This is a genomic window from Desulfosporosinus sp. (assembly GCF_014237355.1).
Taxonomy (GTDB): Bacteria; Bacillota; Desulfitobacteriia; order Desulfitobacteriales; family Desulfitobacteriaceae; genus Desulfosporosinus.
This window is the reverse complement of sequence record NZ_JABZFS010000076.1, coordinates 187,047-203,568: the sequence shown is the minus strand read 5'-3', so window position 1 is coordinate 203,568 and position 16,522 is coordinate 187,047. Positions and strand designations below refer to the sequence as shown.

14 protein-coding genes are annotated in these 16,522 nt (G+C 42.6%); 1 reads left to right on the top strand and 13 read right to left on the bottom strand.

What is annotated here, in order from left to right; translation table 11 throughout:
• Window positions 1-186: 186 nt before the first annotated feature.
• From HGJ98_RS17740 to HGJ98_RS17695, 10 genes are all read right to left on the bottom strand, one after another.
• Window positions 187-2,883, bottom strand: a complete 2,697-nt coding sequence (locus HGJ98_RS17740) for an MASE3 domain-containing protein (RefSeq protein ID WP_291353019.1) — start codon at window positions 2,881-2,883, stop codon at window positions 187-189.
• A 283-nt stretch (window positions 2,884-3,166) separates the two neighbouring features.
• Entirely contained in the window at window positions 3,167-3,376 is a 210-nt protein-coding gene (locus HGJ98_RS17735; protein WP_291353018.1) for a hypothetical protein, read from the bottom strand.
• Between the two features lie 175 nt (window positions 3,377-3,551).
• On the bottom strand, window positions 3,552-3,989 hold the full coding sequence (locus HGJ98_RS17730; protein ID WP_291353017.1) for an ATP-binding protein: 438 nt from the start codon (window positions 3,987-3,989) through the stop codon (window positions 3,552-3,554).
• Window positions 3,986-4,807, bottom strand: coding sequence for a PAS domain S-box protein (locus tag HGJ98_RS17725; RefSeq protein WP_291353016.1), 822 nt, complete (start codon window positions 4,805-4,807; stop codon window positions 3,986-3,988). Before HGJ98_RS17725 ends, HGJ98_RS17730 begins: the two co-directional genes overlap by 4 nt.
• A gap of 171 nt (window positions 4,808-4,978) precedes the next feature.
• Window positions 4,979-5,191, bottom strand: coding sequence for a hypothetical protein (locus HGJ98_RS17720; RefSeq protein WP_291353015.1), 213 nt, complete (start codon window positions 5,189-5,191; stop codon window positions 4,979-4,981).
• Between the two features lie 24 nt (window positions 5,192-5,215).
• Window positions 5,216-5,773: a hypothetical protein gene (locus tag HGJ98_RS17715; protein ID WP_291353014.1), complete on the bottom strand. Its 558-nt coding sequence runs from the start codon at window positions 5,771-5,773 to the stop codon at window positions 5,216-5,218.
• Window positions 5,774-6,075: 302 nt separating this feature from the next.
• Window positions 6,076-7,647: a YifB family Mg chelatase-like AAA ATPase gene (locus HGJ98_RS17710; protein ID WP_291353013.1), complete on the bottom strand. Its 1,572-nt coding sequence runs from the start codon at window positions 7,645-7,647 to the stop codon at window positions 6,076-6,078.
• 214 nt (window positions 7,648-7,861) lie between these two features.
• Entirely contained in the window at window positions 7,862-9,673 is a 1,812-nt protein-coding gene (locus HGJ98_RS17705) for an ATP-binding protein (RefSeq protein WP_291353012.1), read from the bottom strand.
• Window positions 9,674-10,363: a response regulator transcription factor gene (locus HGJ98_RS17700; protein ID WP_291353011.1), complete on the bottom strand. Its 690-nt coding sequence runs from the start codon at window positions 10,361-10,363 to the stop codon at window positions 9,674-9,676.
• Between the two features lie 182 nt (window positions 10,364-10,545).
• The gene (locus tag HGJ98_RS17695; protein ID WP_291353010.1) at window positions 10,546-10,902 is read right to left on the bottom strand and encodes a YraN family protein; all 357 of its coding nucleotides are present in this window, start codon (window positions 10,900-10,902) and stop codon (window positions 10,546-10,548) included.
• 305 nt (window positions 10,903-11,207) lie between these two features.
• Between HGJ98_RS17695 and HGJ98_RS17690 the strand changes: the two genes are divergently transcribed.
• Window positions 11,208-11,366 carry a hypothetical protein gene (locus HGJ98_RS17690; protein ID WP_291353009.1) on the top strand — a complete coding sequence of 53 codons (159 nt, stop codon included), beginning with the start codon at window positions 11,208-11,210 and terminating at the stop codon, window positions 11,364-11,366.
• A gap of 215 nt (window positions 11,367-11,581) precedes the next feature.
• Here the strand turns inward: HGJ98_RS17690 and HGJ98_RS17685 are convergent, their stop codons facing one another.
• The 3 genes from HGJ98_RS17685 to nuoL are packed head-to-tail and all read right to left on the bottom strand — an operon-like array spanning window position 11,582 to window position 16,517.
• On the bottom strand, window positions 11,582-13,024 hold the full coding sequence (locus HGJ98_RS17685) for an NADH-quinone oxidoreductase subunit N (protein ID WP_291353008.1): 1,443 nt from the start codon (window positions 13,022-13,024) through the stop codon (window positions 11,582-11,584).
• A complete protein-coding gene (locus tag HGJ98_RS17680; protein WP_291353007.1) occupies window positions 13,024-14,571 on the bottom strand; it encodes a NuoM family protein in 1,548 nt (515 codons plus the stop codon). The genes HGJ98_RS17685 and HGJ98_RS17680 overlap by 1 nt, the downstream gene beginning before the upstream one ends.
• A complete protein-coding gene (gene nuoL, locus HGJ98_RS17675) occupies window positions 14,571-16,517 on the bottom strand; it encodes an NADH-quinone oxidoreductase subunit L (RefSeq protein ID WP_291353006.1) in 1,947 nt (648 codons plus the stop codon). Before nuoL ends, HGJ98_RS17680 begins: the two co-directional genes overlap by 1 nt.
• Between the last annotated feature and the right edge of the window lie 5 nt (window positions 16,518-16,522).

The window sequence follows — 16,522 nt, the reverse complement described above, 5'->3', positions numbered from 1 at the left end:
TCCTCGTACATGGTTATAATATATTCCCTCTCTTCTCTTTATTTCCTGCAAAATAACTTAAAAATTCCATACAAAACATAAAGCTGTTATATCTGTTCTTTTGGTTAAAACCTTTTGCAGTAATAAAATAAGGACACCTTTTACCGTCAGTTAACATAAAAGGCGTCCATTTTTAGGGCTATTACTCTATTCTTGGCGAGCAGTGAATTCGGAAAGCTTTCTTTGAAGGACTTCTATATTAACGGGTTTCGAAATATAATCGTCGCACCCTGCCCGAAAAAATTCTTGGATGTCTTCTTTAAACGCACTGGCAGTTTGCATGATCACGTGAGTATCTTTTAGAGCTGAATCTGCACGGATATGTTTGAGTGTCGTAATACCATCCATTACCGGCATTTGAGAATCTAATAAGACCACGCTAAATCGTTCCGCTTGTAGCATTTTCAGCGCTATTTCACCATTTTCAGCATTTTTATACATAAGATTCAGCCGGCTTAGAATATTGCCAATCAATATCCGGTTCTCTAGGTTATCGTCAACCACTAAGACCATCGATTTACTTTTCGCATACTTCAGTTTTTCTATTTGAAGAGGTTCCGAAGGGAAATAGTTTTTGGGAATCAAGGCTAACATTTCCTTTATTGAGGAGAAATCCTTTTTGACCTTCCCCAAATCAGGTGGATTTTTTCTTAGTTCCACTTCCATTTCGGTAATTTTTAGATAAATCTCACTCATTCGTAAGGTACCTGTACTTCCTTTAAGAGAATGAGTCAGCTGCAGGATATCTTCCATTGCCTGATCAACTAGAGCATTCTCTAAGGTCTCTACTCTAACTACAATATCCTTCAAGCAGTCCAATAGGATCTGATTCGTTCCCATTTCGGATTCTGCTTTTTTCAGCCACCGTTCAATCATGGCTGCTCCGACAGCCTCTCGATCTTGGATAATTCGTTGTATAAACTCGTAATAATCGGCTTCCTGTGATTCCTTTACGTATTTTAGGGCATTCGAATCCGACTGGAAGCTGATCCGATCCTCGCTGCATTCCTTCAGGTGAATAACTGGAAGAAACGCAGTCCGAAAATCCTGTCTTAGATCCTGAGCTAAAACCTCCATCTTGCTGCTTCTAGTCGTCTCATAAAGCAGGATTAAGTCAACACTTCCTTTGAGAATTCGGTCCATAATCTTAGCATCATAAGGCAGCACTTTTATACTAACCCCATCAAACGAACTTATCTTAACGATTCCCATGATCTCTTCCATATTGATAGATTCGTTCCTGTCAACCACCAAAAACACAACCCTATCACGGTAATTCGGCTGGGAATCAGACAAAGCCGGCTCTAACCGATCAAATAAGTGTACTTCCCCCGGTTGGACTGGCAAGGATACGAGGAATTCAGAACCGCTTACAAAACTTCCAACCCTAATAGTCCCCCCCATCAAGTTTAACAGATTCTGAGTGATGGAAAGTCCTAGACCAGTTCCACCATATTTTCTCGCATGGGAAGTATCTACCTGCTCAAAAGCTGAGAAAATGGCTGCCCTTTTCTCCTCGGGGATCCCTATACCAGTATCCCTTACAATGATCTCAAGCTGTCCGTTCAGGTAGGATACCCGAATGCTTACTCCACCAAACTCGGTAAATTTGAAAGCATTCCCAGTAAGATTGACTAGTACCTGCATGATCCGATGTTCATCCCCAATAATAATTTCCGGAACTGACGGATGAGTTTGCACCTCCCAGGATAGGTTACGCTCTTGGGCTTCAAGGATAAACATTCTCTTTAGGTCTTCTAGCATTTTGCGTATAGAAAAACTGCTTTGTTCGATTTCTATCTTGCCTGCCTCGATCTTGGAAAACTCCAGGATATTATTGACTAAACTCAGCAGATGGCTGCCAGCATTTGTTATAATCTCGAGCTTCTCCAGCTTTTTCTTATCCTTCTCTTCTTCAAGCAAGAGGTTAGCAAATCCAAGAATAGAATTAAGAGGTGTACGAATTTCATGGGACATGTTTGCCAAAAAACTACTTTTCATATTATTGGCCGCTTCCGCCACATTTTTAGCCTCTTTAAGTTCTATTTCATTAAGGCTCAGTTCACGAAAGATAAGGTTATAGGGTTCTTCAATTCCTGTCTTCACAATGGCCCGGTACATGAGGTAGAAGGATAAGATCTTAAAAAAATGTCCAACCATATTTAGAATACCATAGTTATCTGTATACAGTGTAAAAGACAACTCCTGAAGGATCGTAAAGATCATTGACGCAATCAACAGTGTATAGATTTTTTCTTCAAAATCCCTTCTGTTTTTCCAGAGGAATAATATTCCAAACACTAAAATAAAGCAGATGATGTATTCACTGATGATCTTAAAGGCTGTTTGCCCCTGGTTTTCAATAAAACAAACCGGGAAGGTATGCCAGACAAAGATTGAGACCACTAGAAACATTGTTATCAGGGTATATATTGACACTATCCCTAGAGTTCCCACCCCGCGGATGATGTGATTGACCCGTTCGGGCCAGGCAAAGGCAATTAGGAGGCTTAGGCTTTCCATATATCGAGCGGAAATCCACAGCTGATTTGCATGAAAGTCGTAGTCTACAAAAATAGACATTCCCTGATAGGAAAGGACATGCAATAGATCGATAATCCCAATAAAAAGGTAGGCAATGCTAATAAAGACCAAAGCTTTGTTCTGCATATACTTCTTGGAATTCCACATAATCAGGAAAAGGGTAACAGCGATAACAATACTAAATAATTCCGCTAATGAATGAAAAAGCAGGTAATTAACCCTTTCTGCAATAACAAGTCCAGCGACAATAATGACACCGCCGACTATATAATTCACCGGATTTTCCCTTATGTTCTCCATAAAACACTTCCTTAAGGCTGGATTTAGTACCGATGAATCATGGAACTTAGGTGGTGATAACCATTTGCTTACAAAGTTCTTAATTTGATAGTAATATATAATAATCCTCCTTTCTGGATTATTATTTTGTATTTGTACATTTTGCATTTTATTGGCAATCCATTAACAAACTTTCCACCGTATAGAGAATATCGAACAAAAACGAGGCCAGAACGCTATGCTTCCAGCCCTTAGTTAATTCTCTATATAAGTAGTAATAGGATCATTACCGGTGTATCCAGAATTAATTCGGCGATTTAGGCAGTAAACTGATGCCTAAGAGCAGTAACGTTGAAAGCGCTATAAAAATTATTAACTCCTTTAGCTCATGACCGAGATATTTCACTTTGTCTACCAGTTCCATTCTTTCGACACTGTTAATACGAAACATGAAATTGTGCAGGTGAGTACCTTCGACAGTTGCAGTTTGAGGTGGTTTAATTCTTCCTTGCATCAGTTTCTTCCCCTTTCACATCTAATTGAGATAAGTCACTAACAAGCTTCACTCACTCTCTAATAAGAATGATACCAAAAGAAAATGCCATTATTATGACATTTTTCTGGTATTTCTCCGTATTTTACTAGATTTATACCTTTGGCTCATGGATTGTTAATTATGTCTCCTGCGATTATATATCAAATTTAATTTGAACTATTGTTCCTAAGTGACTACTTTCAACCTTGAGCGTAGCATTATGCCGCATTACGATACTTTTGCAAATAACGAAGCTAAGACCAATACCTGAATCCTTAGTTGTTAAAAATGGGGTTCCCAGTTGGTTTAAAATTTCAGGTTCTATTCCTGAACCGTTATCATGAATTGATAATGAAAGTGTCTTTTCTTCCTTATGAGTTATTATCGAAGCTTTGCCACCTTTGACCATGGAGTCGAGGGCATTATTCACTAAACTACGGATCAAATAATTGATTTCATCCTCGTCTAAAAGTAGGTCTGGAATCTCTTCAAGTTGAATGTCTATTGTTTTACCTTGAGACTTAGCAATATCCTCTAAAGAAGGAATCATCGCTAGTATTATTTGATTTAGGTTCTTTATCTCTAAGTTCAAGCGCTTCGATTACTTGCAAGTAATAACAGCTCACTAATAATCCTATCGACATGATTAAGTTCCAGAAGCATTACTTCGGAATTTTTGGCAAACCTATCTTGGCTGAGTATCCCACTGGCAACAAGTTGGATAAACCCATGCACACTCGTGATACCGTTTCGAACTTCATGAGCAAGCCCAGACGCGACCTTTCCAATGACCTTAATAGCTTCAGAGTTTACGAACTCCCTTTCTAAGTGCTTACGTTGTGTAATATCTTGAATGATACTAACCAACAAAGTTTCTATCCTGAAAGAGTTTACTTCGACTGGAAAGCACTCACCATTATTCCTTACATGGTTGGTCTCGTAGGTTATTCCTGAACTATAAGCTTCTTGCAATTGCTTGTTGACTAAATCCTTAGATTCCATAGGGCTAAGATCATAAATTTTCATCCCACACAGTTTTTTCTGTGTATAACCATAAGTCTCTAATGCGGCTGTATTGGCACCAAGAATCTGCCCCTCTAGATCAGTGAAAAGGCAACTATGATGAGAATCCTTAAATACCCGCTGACATTTCGCGAGCAGTGTCCGTTTTTTTGCTTCCTCAAGAATAACTATTCCTTGACCATAAGCATAGGCATTAACTTTACCACAAGTCCCATGGTTCTCTCTGCAAAGATTGGAATCATAGGGAATATTTCTATACACATTTGGAAAGTTAATTAAAGCTAGTTTGGACTTTGGAAGGAACTTAGGCTTATGTATAAGTTTTTGCTGGCATATGTAAAACCTCGAAATACTCTCAATACATTTTTTCCCTCGTTCACTTGCCATAAACTCATTCCTTTCTTTTAGTCTTGTTGCTTACACCTCAAAGAAAAGCTCTAATTCTTGCTTTTAGTAAATTTTATTTAATATTAATTATATTTTATTAATTCCTTCTACATAATAATTAGTTTTCCTCCTTTTACCAAGCAAAATTTTCCACGATATTTCGCCTTTAAATCATAAATAACGTGTAATTTGTTTAAACGTCGACTTTAATTGATTAATAATGTCTAAGAGTTGAAGGTATAAAATAAAATAACCGTCCATCGACGGTGTAAAAAGCCAAAAGCTTGGGATGACGGCAGGCACCGGTGCCTCGGTGCCTACCAACTTATCATAATTAAGTTTGAGTGAGACCCCTGCACACCTGCACAGTCGAGTTATAATCATACACGAGCCTCCAAAGTTATACGGTTAGACAGGCGGAAAAACGATTGCTGCAAGTGCACGACTTTCTACAATAGAGGTTTCATTTAACCCCGCAATCTGGGTAACATCAACAAAATAACTATAAGTTCCTGGCGGTCCTGGAACATCGACCCAAGTGAAGTTTGGATGCCATGAATATTCAATCTGTTGATTTGGGGCAGGTCTAATATATATTCCTTGTACCCGTTCATCCGTTAGAATAGTAGCCGAACGACGCAAATCCATTCGTAGATCGAATGAGTAAGTGGATACATTCGGTGAAACGACTTGGATAATGGTTTCGATCATAGCATCGAGCTTTACCCGTTGATTTTGCTCAGTTGTTATTACCTCTAGGGTTAAAACAGGTACCGTAAGGCCATTACTTGGTATAATAACCCGATTGTTTTCTTGAGTCGAAAAGAGGGTTAAAACTTGTGCAGGGGGCCCTGAATTACCTTGACCACTTTCCACTTTCACTTCTACCTTTTGGTTAACATTTTGGTTACAACAACTCTCTTTACTACGATGTTTATCATGGTGATCGTTGTGTTTTTTACCCATAAACCCACTCCCCTTTAATAATATGAATACTTATTTCAATATTAAACTATTCATCCAATCCTAGAAGTGTGCGGACAACCTGAAGTCGATGCTTACTTCCGATCGGGGAGTACCGGTGCCTGATAGAGAAAGCCTCACTGAAGCGCATGATGGAAGGAGCAAGAAGAAAGCTTCCGGATTAGATCAGATTAAAAAAAGGAGTATGACATGAAGCTTGATAAAAATCTCGATAGAATGCTTGATAGCATGAAACGTCAGGCATATAGCCACAACCAGTGAAGAGAGTATACATGTCGGTTCTACTAAAATGAGACCGCTGGCAACCGTTTATCTAAAGCTCGAAACTGAATTGCCTCAGCTAGATGCCCCGGAAGAATATCTGAGGAACCTTCTAGGTCAGCGATGGTACGAGCCACCCTTAAAATCCGATCGTGAGCGCGGGCACTAAGATGCTGGCTGTCAAAAATCTTTTCTAAGAGAGACTCTCCACTCGGAGTCAATTTGCCAAATTCTTTGGTTTCCTTTGCTGTCATCTCTGCATTGGTTTTGGCCGACCCTAGACGCGCCCATTGTCTCTGACGGGCTGCCATGACTCGCTTCCTAACGACACTAGACGGCTCATTATCCGGTTTATTCTTTAATTCAGAGTAATTCAGCCTTGGCACTTCCACATGCATGTCAAAGCGGTCCAAGAGCGGCCCCGAGATTCTTCCCCGATAGTTTTGGATTTGCATAGGGGTACAGTGACATACTCTTCCTTGATCCCCATAATAACCGCAAGGGCAAGGGTTCATACTGGCAATAACACTGACATGGGCAGGATAGGTAATACTCCCTGCTTGCCTAGTGATCGTTAATTCTCGATCTTCCAAAGGTTGCCGTAGACATTCTAAGACTTCACGGGAAAACTCTGGGAGCTCATCTAAAAACAGTACCCCATGATTAGCAAAGCTTAATTCTCCAGGGCGCAGATTCCTACCTCCTCCGATTATTCCAGCCTTTGTAACCGTATGATGAGGACTTCTAAACGGACGATGTTGAACTAAAGAACCATTACAATTCAGCAAACCGCAAACACTATAGAGCTGAGTGACCTCAATGCTTTCCTTCTCGCTTAGTTGAGGAAGAATCCCTGAATAGGCTTTCGCCAAGAGGGTTTTACCAGATCCCGGCGGTCCGACCAAGACTACATTATGCCCGCCCGAGGCGGCTATTTCTAAAGCTCTTTTCACATGTTGTTGTCCGTGAACATCTGCCCAGTCCACATTGACTTCTTTATATAATTCTGGCTGCGTAGTGCTAGATAGTATAAGATCCTCAAAGCTTTCCATTTCTATCCCTTTGACAACTTGTGCCAAAGCAGCCGAACTATGCGTTTCTAACTTAGTCACCAAACGAGCTTCTGCCAGATTATCTGAAGGAACCATCAAGCAATACGGTTCACCAATGCGCCCTCCCTCATCTAAAACAGATTCGTCGTTTACTTTATCTAGAGCTATGGCCATAGTAAGCACGCCCAGTACCGGTCGGAGACTTCCCTCTAAAGAAAGCTCACCGGAAAAAACATACTTGCCCAGCGATGAAGAGATACATTGATCTGTGGCTGCTAATATCCCAATCGCAATTGGTAGATCAAGGCCAGAGCCTTCTTTGCGCAAATCTGCGGGAGCCAAGTTCACAGTGACCCGTTGTAGAGGGAATTGATAACCCGAGTTTCGTATTGCTGAACGAACTCGATCTCGCGCCTCCCTAACAGCCGTGTTAGGAAGGCCTACTATTTCAAAGCTAGGCAGACCATTTGCAACATCAACTTCCACTCGAATTAAATGAGCTTGTAAGCCCAGGACAGTCATTCCATGTACTGCTGCATACAATCCTATCACCTCTTTATAGATAAATGTTCGCGTAAATTTTCTAAATCCCTCCCATATTTATCTATAATTGGCTATATCATAATACTTTTTCATTACTTGTCTCTTAAATAGTTGCAGAAAAGACAAAGACGTGGATATTGACACACCAGTGTCGATATCCACGTTCCCCTATCATGTCTTTATCTTTCGTTGAATAGGTTCACTGCGATAATCTCTAACGTGGAAGGCATATGGAAAAGGTTGTTCCCCTTCCCATGTCGCTTTCTACTCGTACTGACCCTCCATGAGCCTCGACAATTTGACGAACAATAGCGAGTCCCAAACCCATACCTCCATCTTTTCGAGACCGTGCCTTATTTACTCTGAAGAAGCGATCAAAAATATAAGGTAAAGCTTCTTTAGGAATCCCTTCTCCTTCATCTTGGACAACCAGGCGTACATCATTTTGGTCTTCTGCCATAAAAACCCGAACCGTCTTCCCGCGTGGGGTATGGCTCAAAGCATTATCTAAAAGATTGATAAACACTTGTAATAGCTGATCGGGGTTCGCCCACAATTGACCTGAACCCGTCGAAACTTCTAGATTGACGCCTAACTCCTGGGCTCTGCCTTGAAAGCGTTGCTCAATATCTATCATAAAGGACTCTAAATCAATAGCAACTGGTTGTATAATCTGTCCACGCTCAAGCCAGTTGATTTCCTGTAGATTTTGCACTAAGCGAGCCAGACGTTTAGCTTCTTCTAAGACTAAATCGATATATTCTTCCTGCTGATCTTTGGGTATCACTTCGTCTTGAATTGCCTCTAAATACCCTTGGATTAGATGCAGAGGGGTCCTAAGTTCATGGGTAACACTAGCCAAGAACTCACGGCGTGTTTTTTCTGCTCGCAAAGATGCGGTGACATCTCGTAGAACGGCTACATGTCCACAGATCTCTTCAATCTCCTCCATTGGAGCCATAACAACTTGTAATACTTGTACTCCTAACGTGACAGTATCGAAATTTTCGACTTGGTCCTCCCGTTTGGCCATAGTTTTGAGAATAGTCACTATTTGTGTCTTACGTTCAGCATCTTCTATATCGTCCTCTTGCCACAGGGCCTTGGCAGAGTCATTAGCATAAAGAATTGAGCCATCACAACTTAACATAACCACTGCATCACTAATACTTTCAACAATCCCTTGAAGTAAGTTTTTCTCTTGAGAAAGCCATGCCATATGGTTTTTTAAACTTTCACCCATGGAATTTAATGCTTCAGCTAATTCCCCGATTTCATCTTCACTTGTGACTCCTTGAATGGGCAGAAAATCCCCTTTGGCCATTCGTGACGCTCCTCGCTGCATTAGGCCTAGAGGACGCGTGACATGCTGAGCAAAAATAAGACTAATAACCGTGGCCAAGAAAACGGCAATTAACGAAGCATAGAGAATTAAGCGACGAAATGTCGCAATACTCTCTTGGATTGGAATCGGAGAACTACCTAATAACACGACTCCTTTGACAGGGTTTATCCCCACCGGGGTAGCAGCAAGCAACATAGCTTGTGCTCCGCCGTTAATCGGCATTGCCTTAATTGAGATAGTTTGACCAGCCAGAACCTGTTCCAAATTCCCTTGGGTAAAAAAATCCGAAGGTCGTAAGTTTCGTGACAATCCGCTTATCGGATCTCCTACAAAACCCCCAGGATACCATTGAATGCTATTATGTGAACTGTCATTGTTAATAGAGCCTGCCATAACGATCAGATTACCTTGTGGATCTAATAACACTAATTGGGTTCCCGTAGTTAACTTCAGGGATTCGAGTAAACTTAACCTTGAGCTCCAATTAGGTACAGCGGCAAGTTTTGCTGAAATCTCGATTGCTTCAGAACGAAGGGTATTTAATTTTTGTTGAAGATAAAAGTCTCCAAAAAGCCAAGTAAGCGTGAACCCTAATCCCCCCAAGACCGCAAGAATTAGTAATGTCATCGCTAACCATAGTTTTATAGAAATTGACCAAGCGTGACTTGTTTTTGCAGCCATTTAATGTACCTGATCAGGATCAAATTTATAGCCTACACCCCATACAGTAACCAACATCCCTTTAACACTTGGGTGTGACAATTTCTCACGGAGCTTTTTCACATGAGTATCTACCGTACGGGCATCTCCATAGAAGTCATATCCCCAAACGGTTTCCATGAGCTGTTCCCTAGAGAAAACCCTTCCACGATTCTTGGCCAAAAAATAGAGCAAATCAAATTCTAGCGGAGTTAGACTAATGACATCCTCCCCGATACTGACCCTATGACGTTCTTTATCGATGCGGAGTGTCCCTGCAGTTATTTCTGAAGTCACTGTCTGTAGTTGCCCTCTGGACCTTCGCAAGAGGGCTTTGACTCTTGCGACTAATTCCTTGGTACTAAATGGTTTTACCAAATAATCATCAGCGCCCAGTTCAAGGCCTAGGACTCGGTCAAACTCTTCTCCTCGAGCAGTTAACATAATAATTGGGAGGGCAGAACTCTCTCGCACTTCACGACAGACACGCCAGCCATCAATATCTGGCATCATAAGATCGACGATTAATAACGAAAACTGACCTGCCCGAAACTTTTCCAAAGCAACTCGGCCGTCTTCCGCTTCCTCAACTAAAAAACCTTCTCGTTCGAGATATAATCTTACCAAGCTTCTAATTTTCTCTTCATCATCAACGATCAAAATCGGATCCAATTTACCAACTCTCCTTTGGCGAGACCGATTATAGTTCAATTAAAATTGAGCAACGAGACTTCGGTGGAGTCTACGTTCAAGTTTACCACTTATTCTTGAAATTTGTGTGAAAAAACTATGTAGTATATAGAAAACATAACGAATACTAGTCTGCAGCGCTGGACACTGAGTTAAGCTGGTATTTATAAAGCTGCCTTGATCCAATTCACTTCAGGTTGTTCCCTAATCCAGCGGATTGCAATGACATCGAATCTTAGGCAAGGCCAGCTCGAATAGCCCTTTTGGAGTACATAATAAGAAGCAATGGCCTGTAATCGATGGGATTTTTGAGGAGTTATACTCTCCTCTCCCCAACCTCTATAGGAGGACTGGCGGGTGCGAACCTCTATAAACACAAGTACTTCTCCATCACGTGCAATTATGTCCATTTCCCCTTTTGGACAGCGATAATTCCGAGTAACTATTTTCAAGCCAGACTCTATTAATAAGCGTGCCGCAAATTCTTCGCCGGATTTTCCTAGAGATTGTTTATTCTCCACAAAGTTAGACAGCTCCTTTTAATAGATAATTCTTTACAACCCAATGCGACCTTCCTTCTATATTGTACCTTTAAATGCCCCATTAACAAAATCGAATCCCCACAAAATTTGCTCTAACAAGATTATATAATCAAGCATTCTATTCAACATAATCTTATGGCCTTAGTTGCAATGAGAATACCCCAGTGAGGTCTGCCCTGAAAAACACCCCGAAACATTCAAAGAATCCGTAGACCTCAAAGGAAGGCATCTTCTCCCACAGGAGTAACTCATCGCATGGAGAGGCGATAAAAGCCCACAAGCCGGTGCGGGGAAACGGAGCCACGGGTTCACATCAGGTACTACCCAGAGGTTTGGCACGAAAGTGTCCGGTGGACACTTTCGCCGAAGCGGCAGTCTCCAAAGAATACTTATCCGCTGAAGGAAGTCCCGCACCGGTGAGTGGGCGAGCCTTGGAGTGCTGAGTGACGAAGACACTGTCTTCGCACGAATTAGCTTTCTTGCAGGATCTGGGAGAAGAGGCCCGACCCGAGGGACCTATTTTCATTCATCAGTGGTGCCGCGCAGTGGCATGGAAGTCTATAGTGTTGCAAAAGAGATTCCCAGTAAATAACTGAGAATCTCTTTTTGGACATAGTCTAAAATCATATTCAAAAACAAGCTGACAATCCATGGTCCCTTAGAATAAGCTCTGCGCTGCGGCAATCGCCATCTGCGCAAGAGGAGTTGGGTAAAGACCGATGGCAATGGTAATTAACATGGTGAAAACCATCGTAAACTTAATTGCTCCATGGACTGGAACATCTGGTAAGCCCTCGCCCTCAGCAAGGAACATTACCTTGACCACTGAAAGATAATAATACACAGAAATCATACTCATCACGAACCCGATATAGGCAATTGCGACATACCCTTGATCCATGGCTGCAGAGAAGAGATAGAACTTCCCTACGAATCCGGCAAGGGGCGGAATTCCAGCTAGGGAGAGGAGCGAGGCTGTCATGACAACCGTTGCCAAGGGAGAGCGGCGCCATAAACCAGCAAGGTCCTTGATTTCACTACTTCCTTGCTTCTCATCTATAAGAGTAGCTACTGCAAAAGCTCCCATATTTGCGAAAACGTAGATCATCGCATAGAAAAGAACCCCTTTGATGCCTGCTGTGGATTCAGCAATTATACCAACCATCAAATAACCCGCTTGGGCAATACTTGAATACGCTAACAATCGTTTTAGGTTGGTTTGAGGAATTGCGATTAGGTTACCCACAATCATAGTAATTGCTGCTAAAACTAATAAGAGTGTTTGTCCTGTTGCAGAAAACGCTTGACTGTTCATGGTTAAGAGATAAACACGAATCAGTACTGCAAAGGCAGCAGCTTTCGAGGCGATAGCCAAGAAGGCAGTAACCGGCGTCGGTGCACCTTCGTAAATATCCGGACCCCAAAGATGGAAGGGCACTAGGGAAATCTTAAAGCCCAATCCAGCCAGGAGGAAAACCGTCGCCAGTAACGAGGCCGGGGTAAGCTCTCCACCGAGCCTGCCAGCAACTTCTACGAGCTGAGTCGAACCTGTCAAGCCGTATATTAGGCTGATACCGTAGAGTAAGATGGCTGAAGATGTGGCACCCAGAACAAGGTACTTGATTCCAGCCTCTGAGGAACGGGCGTCATCTGCCAAATAAGCAACAAGAATATAGAAGGAAATCGTCATTAACTCAAGGCCGACATAGATGGTAATCAATTCCCCTGCTCCAGCCATGAGCATCATTCCCAATGTTGCAGCTAAGAGCAAGGCGTAGAATTCTCCACGATGTTTCGGCAATTTCTGCACGTACCCCCCTGAAGAGAGTACTACGAGAAGTGCCGCTGCTAAGAAGAGAACCTTAAAGTAGACTGCAAACTGATCGTGCATATACATTCCACCTAAAAAGGCTGCTTCTTGACCGTAGAAAAAGTCATACAAGGTATAACCAAGAACCCCTAATAATGAGAAAACTGTGAGCGGCATCATGCCTTTGCGAGCGCCAGCCGGAATTAGTAGTCCAATGGCCAACAGAATCAAGGACAGCACGGCTATAGCAATTTCAGGCGTAAGCACTGTTGCGAAATTGAACTCTACCATTAGAACAACCCTCCCATCTTCGCCTGACTCACCGTCTCAAGTACCTTGGCAAGGCCTGAGGAGGTAACTCCGGTATCAATCATACCTAGTAAAACGTTCGGGAATATTCCTGCAAAAAAGATCACGAACCCAAATAATACGAGGGGAACTAATTCAGGTCCACGAATATCCGTTAGATGATCCCATTCGGAACGGCGCGGTCCGAATAAAACATTGGCAATCGTCCGTAAGATATAGACTGCAGTAAAGATAATCCCTGCAATACCTAGAACGGCATGTACGGGGAAAACGTTAATAACACCCATGAAGATTGTAAACTCTGTTATAAAGTTTACAGTCCCCGGTAATCCCAGTGAAGCCATACCTGCAATGACAAAACCAATCGCCAAACGTGGCATTTGATGAGCTAATCCGCCCAGATCGGCAATATTACGAGTATGACTCTTCTCATAGATAAAACCAATCATAGAGAAGAACAGTGCCGCCATGACCCCATGGGCAAACATCATCCCCACTGCACCAGTGACAGCCGTCGGATTCAAGGCTGCAATGGCAATGATAACATACCCCATATGGCTGACGGATGAATATCCAACCACATATTTAAGGTCCTTTTGTGCCAAAGCGATGAAGGCTGCATAGAGCACGCTGACAACAGCCAGGGTGGCGATGTATGGAGCCCAAAATTTTGCTCCAACCGGTAGTACAAAGATTCCTAAGCGAATTAATCCATAGCCCCCGATTTTCTTTAAGACTCCAGCGTGAATCATACTTACCGCTGTAGGCGCACCAGCATAACCGTCTGGAGACCAGGAGTGGAAAGGAAACATGGAAATTAGAGATCCGAAACCAATGATCATTAAGGCAAAGGCAACCTTTTGGAAAGCAGGACTGTAAAGGTCTTGTCTTGCAGCCAATTGATCAAACATAAAGGTTGGGTTACCATTGGCACCTGCTGCCAGGTATAGAGCCACCATTCCCACGAGGAGGAAGGCTGATCCAATCAACAGGTAAATGGTCAACTTCATGGCCGCGTATTCCTTGGTAACTCGTTTTGTACTTCCCCAGATGACAACCATGATATAGATAGGAATAACCACGATTTCATAGAAGAGGAAGAAGATGAACAGGTCGCGAGCGATAAATGTTCCCATAACTCCTGCAATAAGAATTAGCAACAGAATAAAGAATTCTTTGACACGCTTATCAATATTCCAGGAAGCATAGATGGAAGCGAAACCTATGAGGTTGGTTAGAAGAAGCATTGGTAAGCTTAACCCGTCAACTCCCAAGGCTAGATTGACTCCGAGATCAGGAACCCAAGGGATTGTGAGGGTAAACTGCATTCCGCCCTCGGCCCATTGATAGGTTAAGAAGGCGTATAGCGAGAGCACCAAAGACACCAGCATACCCATCGCTGACACTATTTTTATTGTCTTGGTCTCTTCCTTGGGCAAGAAAACGATCAAGAGCATTGCCACTAAGGGTGCTAGTATGGTGAAGGGCAGAAGCATTGACATTGATTCCACTGTTGGTAGTGCAGACATTATTTCGCACCTCCTAGCGTCGCTAAGGGGTTAATAGCCGCCAGCTGACTTTCTCCAATGGCGAAGGCCATAAATATGACAACTACTGCGAAAAAGAACACCATAGCGTACGTTTGTAGTTGTCCTGTATTTGTCCGACGAAGAACTTTACCACTACCCCGGGTGACTAAAGCAAGTCCATTGACTATGCCGTCAACAATATAGATGTCAAACCAGTAGAGAACTTTTGCCATCCCATCCATGATGTTTTTAATAATCCAGAGGTAGAGCTCATCGACATAGTATTTGTTTTTCAGTAACTTGTACACTCCAGAGAACTGGCCAGCAACACTCTCTGCAGAGATTAGTTTTTTGACATAGGTGATGTAGGCCAAGCCAATACCTAAGAGTCCTGCAAGAACTGAAATTCCGGCTAAGCCCCAGGCTATTGCTTCATGATGGAATTCGCCATAATGAATATACCAAGCAAAATTATGCTCGGGCAAAGCCACAAATCCGCCAAAGACACTGAAGAAAGCGAGGATCATAAGTGGAATCGTCATACTCCACGGAGATTCATGGGGATGATTTTCAGGTTTTTCGGGTCCCATGAAAACGACGAAGAACAATCTAGACATATAGAAAGCGGTTAAGAAGGCCGTAAACAGACCCACTCCATAGATAATTGGATGCCCATTATGCAATGCATTGGCTAAGATTTCGTCTTTTGACCAGAAGCCTGCAAAGGGCGGCATTCCAGAAATAGCTAATACACCAATGAAAAAGGTCGTGCCGGTGATGGGCATCTTTTTCCAAAGGCCACCCATATCCCAGATGTCTTGTTTATGATGCAGAGCATAAATCACGGAACCAGCACCTAAGAACATCAACGCTTTGAAGAAGGCGTGAGTCATTAGGTGGAACATAGATCCCGAGTAGGACCCCACTCCAAGGGCAAACATCATGTAGCCCAGTTGGCTTAAGGTGGAGTAGGCTAGGATTCGTTTAATGTCATCTTGGGCAATCGCAATCGAAGCCGCAAAGATAGCTGTGAAAGCACCCAATCCGGCAATAAACTGTAAGGCCGCAGGTGAGGCAAAATCAAACAGAAAGTACATCCGAGCCACTAAATAAACCCCAGCTACAACCATCGTTGCGGCATGGATCAGAGCACTAACAGGGGTAGGACCTTCCATGGCGTCTGGAAGCCAAACGTGAAGGGGAAACTGTCCGGATTTCCCGATGGGTCCTAAGAAAACGAGGAAAGCCATGACCGTTACATATCCTGCGGTTCCAATAACCAAGACATCTTGGAAATTTGTGTTTAACGCTGCAGAAAGGGCTGCAAAATCAAGGGTTCCAAACTTGGTATAGAGGAAAAGCATTCCAAGAAGTAATCCAAAGTCTCCGACACGAGTTGTCATAAATGCCTTCTTCGCAGCTTCGCGAGCAGACACTTTGAAGAACCAGAATCCAATTAACAAGTAGGAGCATAATCCTACTAATTCCCAGAAAATAAAGAGTTGTAATAGGTTTGTTGCCAGAACCATACCCAACATAGAGGATGCAAACAAAGACTGGTATGCATAGTAACGGGAAAAACCCTCGTCTCCGTGCATATATCCTAAGGAGTAAATTTGCACCATTGAGGCTACTAGGGTAACAACAAACAACATCATGGCACTTAGCGGATCGACAATGGTTCCAAAGTCGATCTGTAACCCCACAATATTAAGCCAATTCACATTTACGATCGCTGGATGTTCCACAATTTCTTTACCCGCTTGAATAACGCCCAGTCCTATAGCAATAGCTAAGCTCAACGAGGTAAGAATAGCGAGAATCGACACTGTGGAAGACAGTCTTTTGGATCGTTTCGTGATAAAGGCGATGATTAGAAACGACAAGAAGGGCAAAGCAGGAATTAACCATGCCCACTGAAAGAGATCATGCATTTCCTTGAACACCTACC

Excerpts from the sequence above, each read along its gene's own strand:
- HGJ98_RS17740 (WP_291353019.1), bottom strand. The coding sequence starts at position 2,883 with ATGGAGAACATAAGGGAAAATCCGGTGAATTATATAGTCGGCGGTGTC.
- HGJ98_RS17735 (WP_291353018.1), bottom strand. The coding sequence starts at position 3,376 with ATGCAAGGAAGAATTAAACCACCTCAAACTGCAACTGTCGAAGGTACT.
- HGJ98_RS17725 (WP_291353016.1), bottom strand. The coding sequence starts at position 4,807 with ATGGCAAGTGAACGAGGGAAAAAATGTATTGAGAGTATTTCGAGGTTT.
- HGJ98_RS17720 (WP_291353015.1), bottom strand. The coding sequence starts at position 5,191 with ATGATTATAACTCGACTGTGCAGGTGTGCAGGGGTCTCACTCAAACTT.
- HGJ98_RS17715 (WP_291353014.1), bottom strand. The coding sequence starts at position 5,773 with ATGGGTAAAAAACACAACGATCACCATGATAAACATCGTAGTAAAGAG.
- HGJ98_RS17705 (WP_291353012.1), bottom strand. The coding sequence starts at position 9,673 with ATGGCTGCAAAAACAAGTCACGCTTGGTCAATTTCTATAAAACTATGG.
- HGJ98_RS17685 (WP_291353008.1), bottom strand. The coding sequence starts at position 13,024 with ATGGTAGAGTTCAATTTCGCAACAGTGCTTACGCCTGAAATTGCTATA.
- HGJ98_RS17680 (WP_291353007.1), bottom strand. The coding sequence starts at position 14,571 with ATGTCTGCACTACCAACAGTGGAATCAATGTCAATGCTTCTGCCCTTC.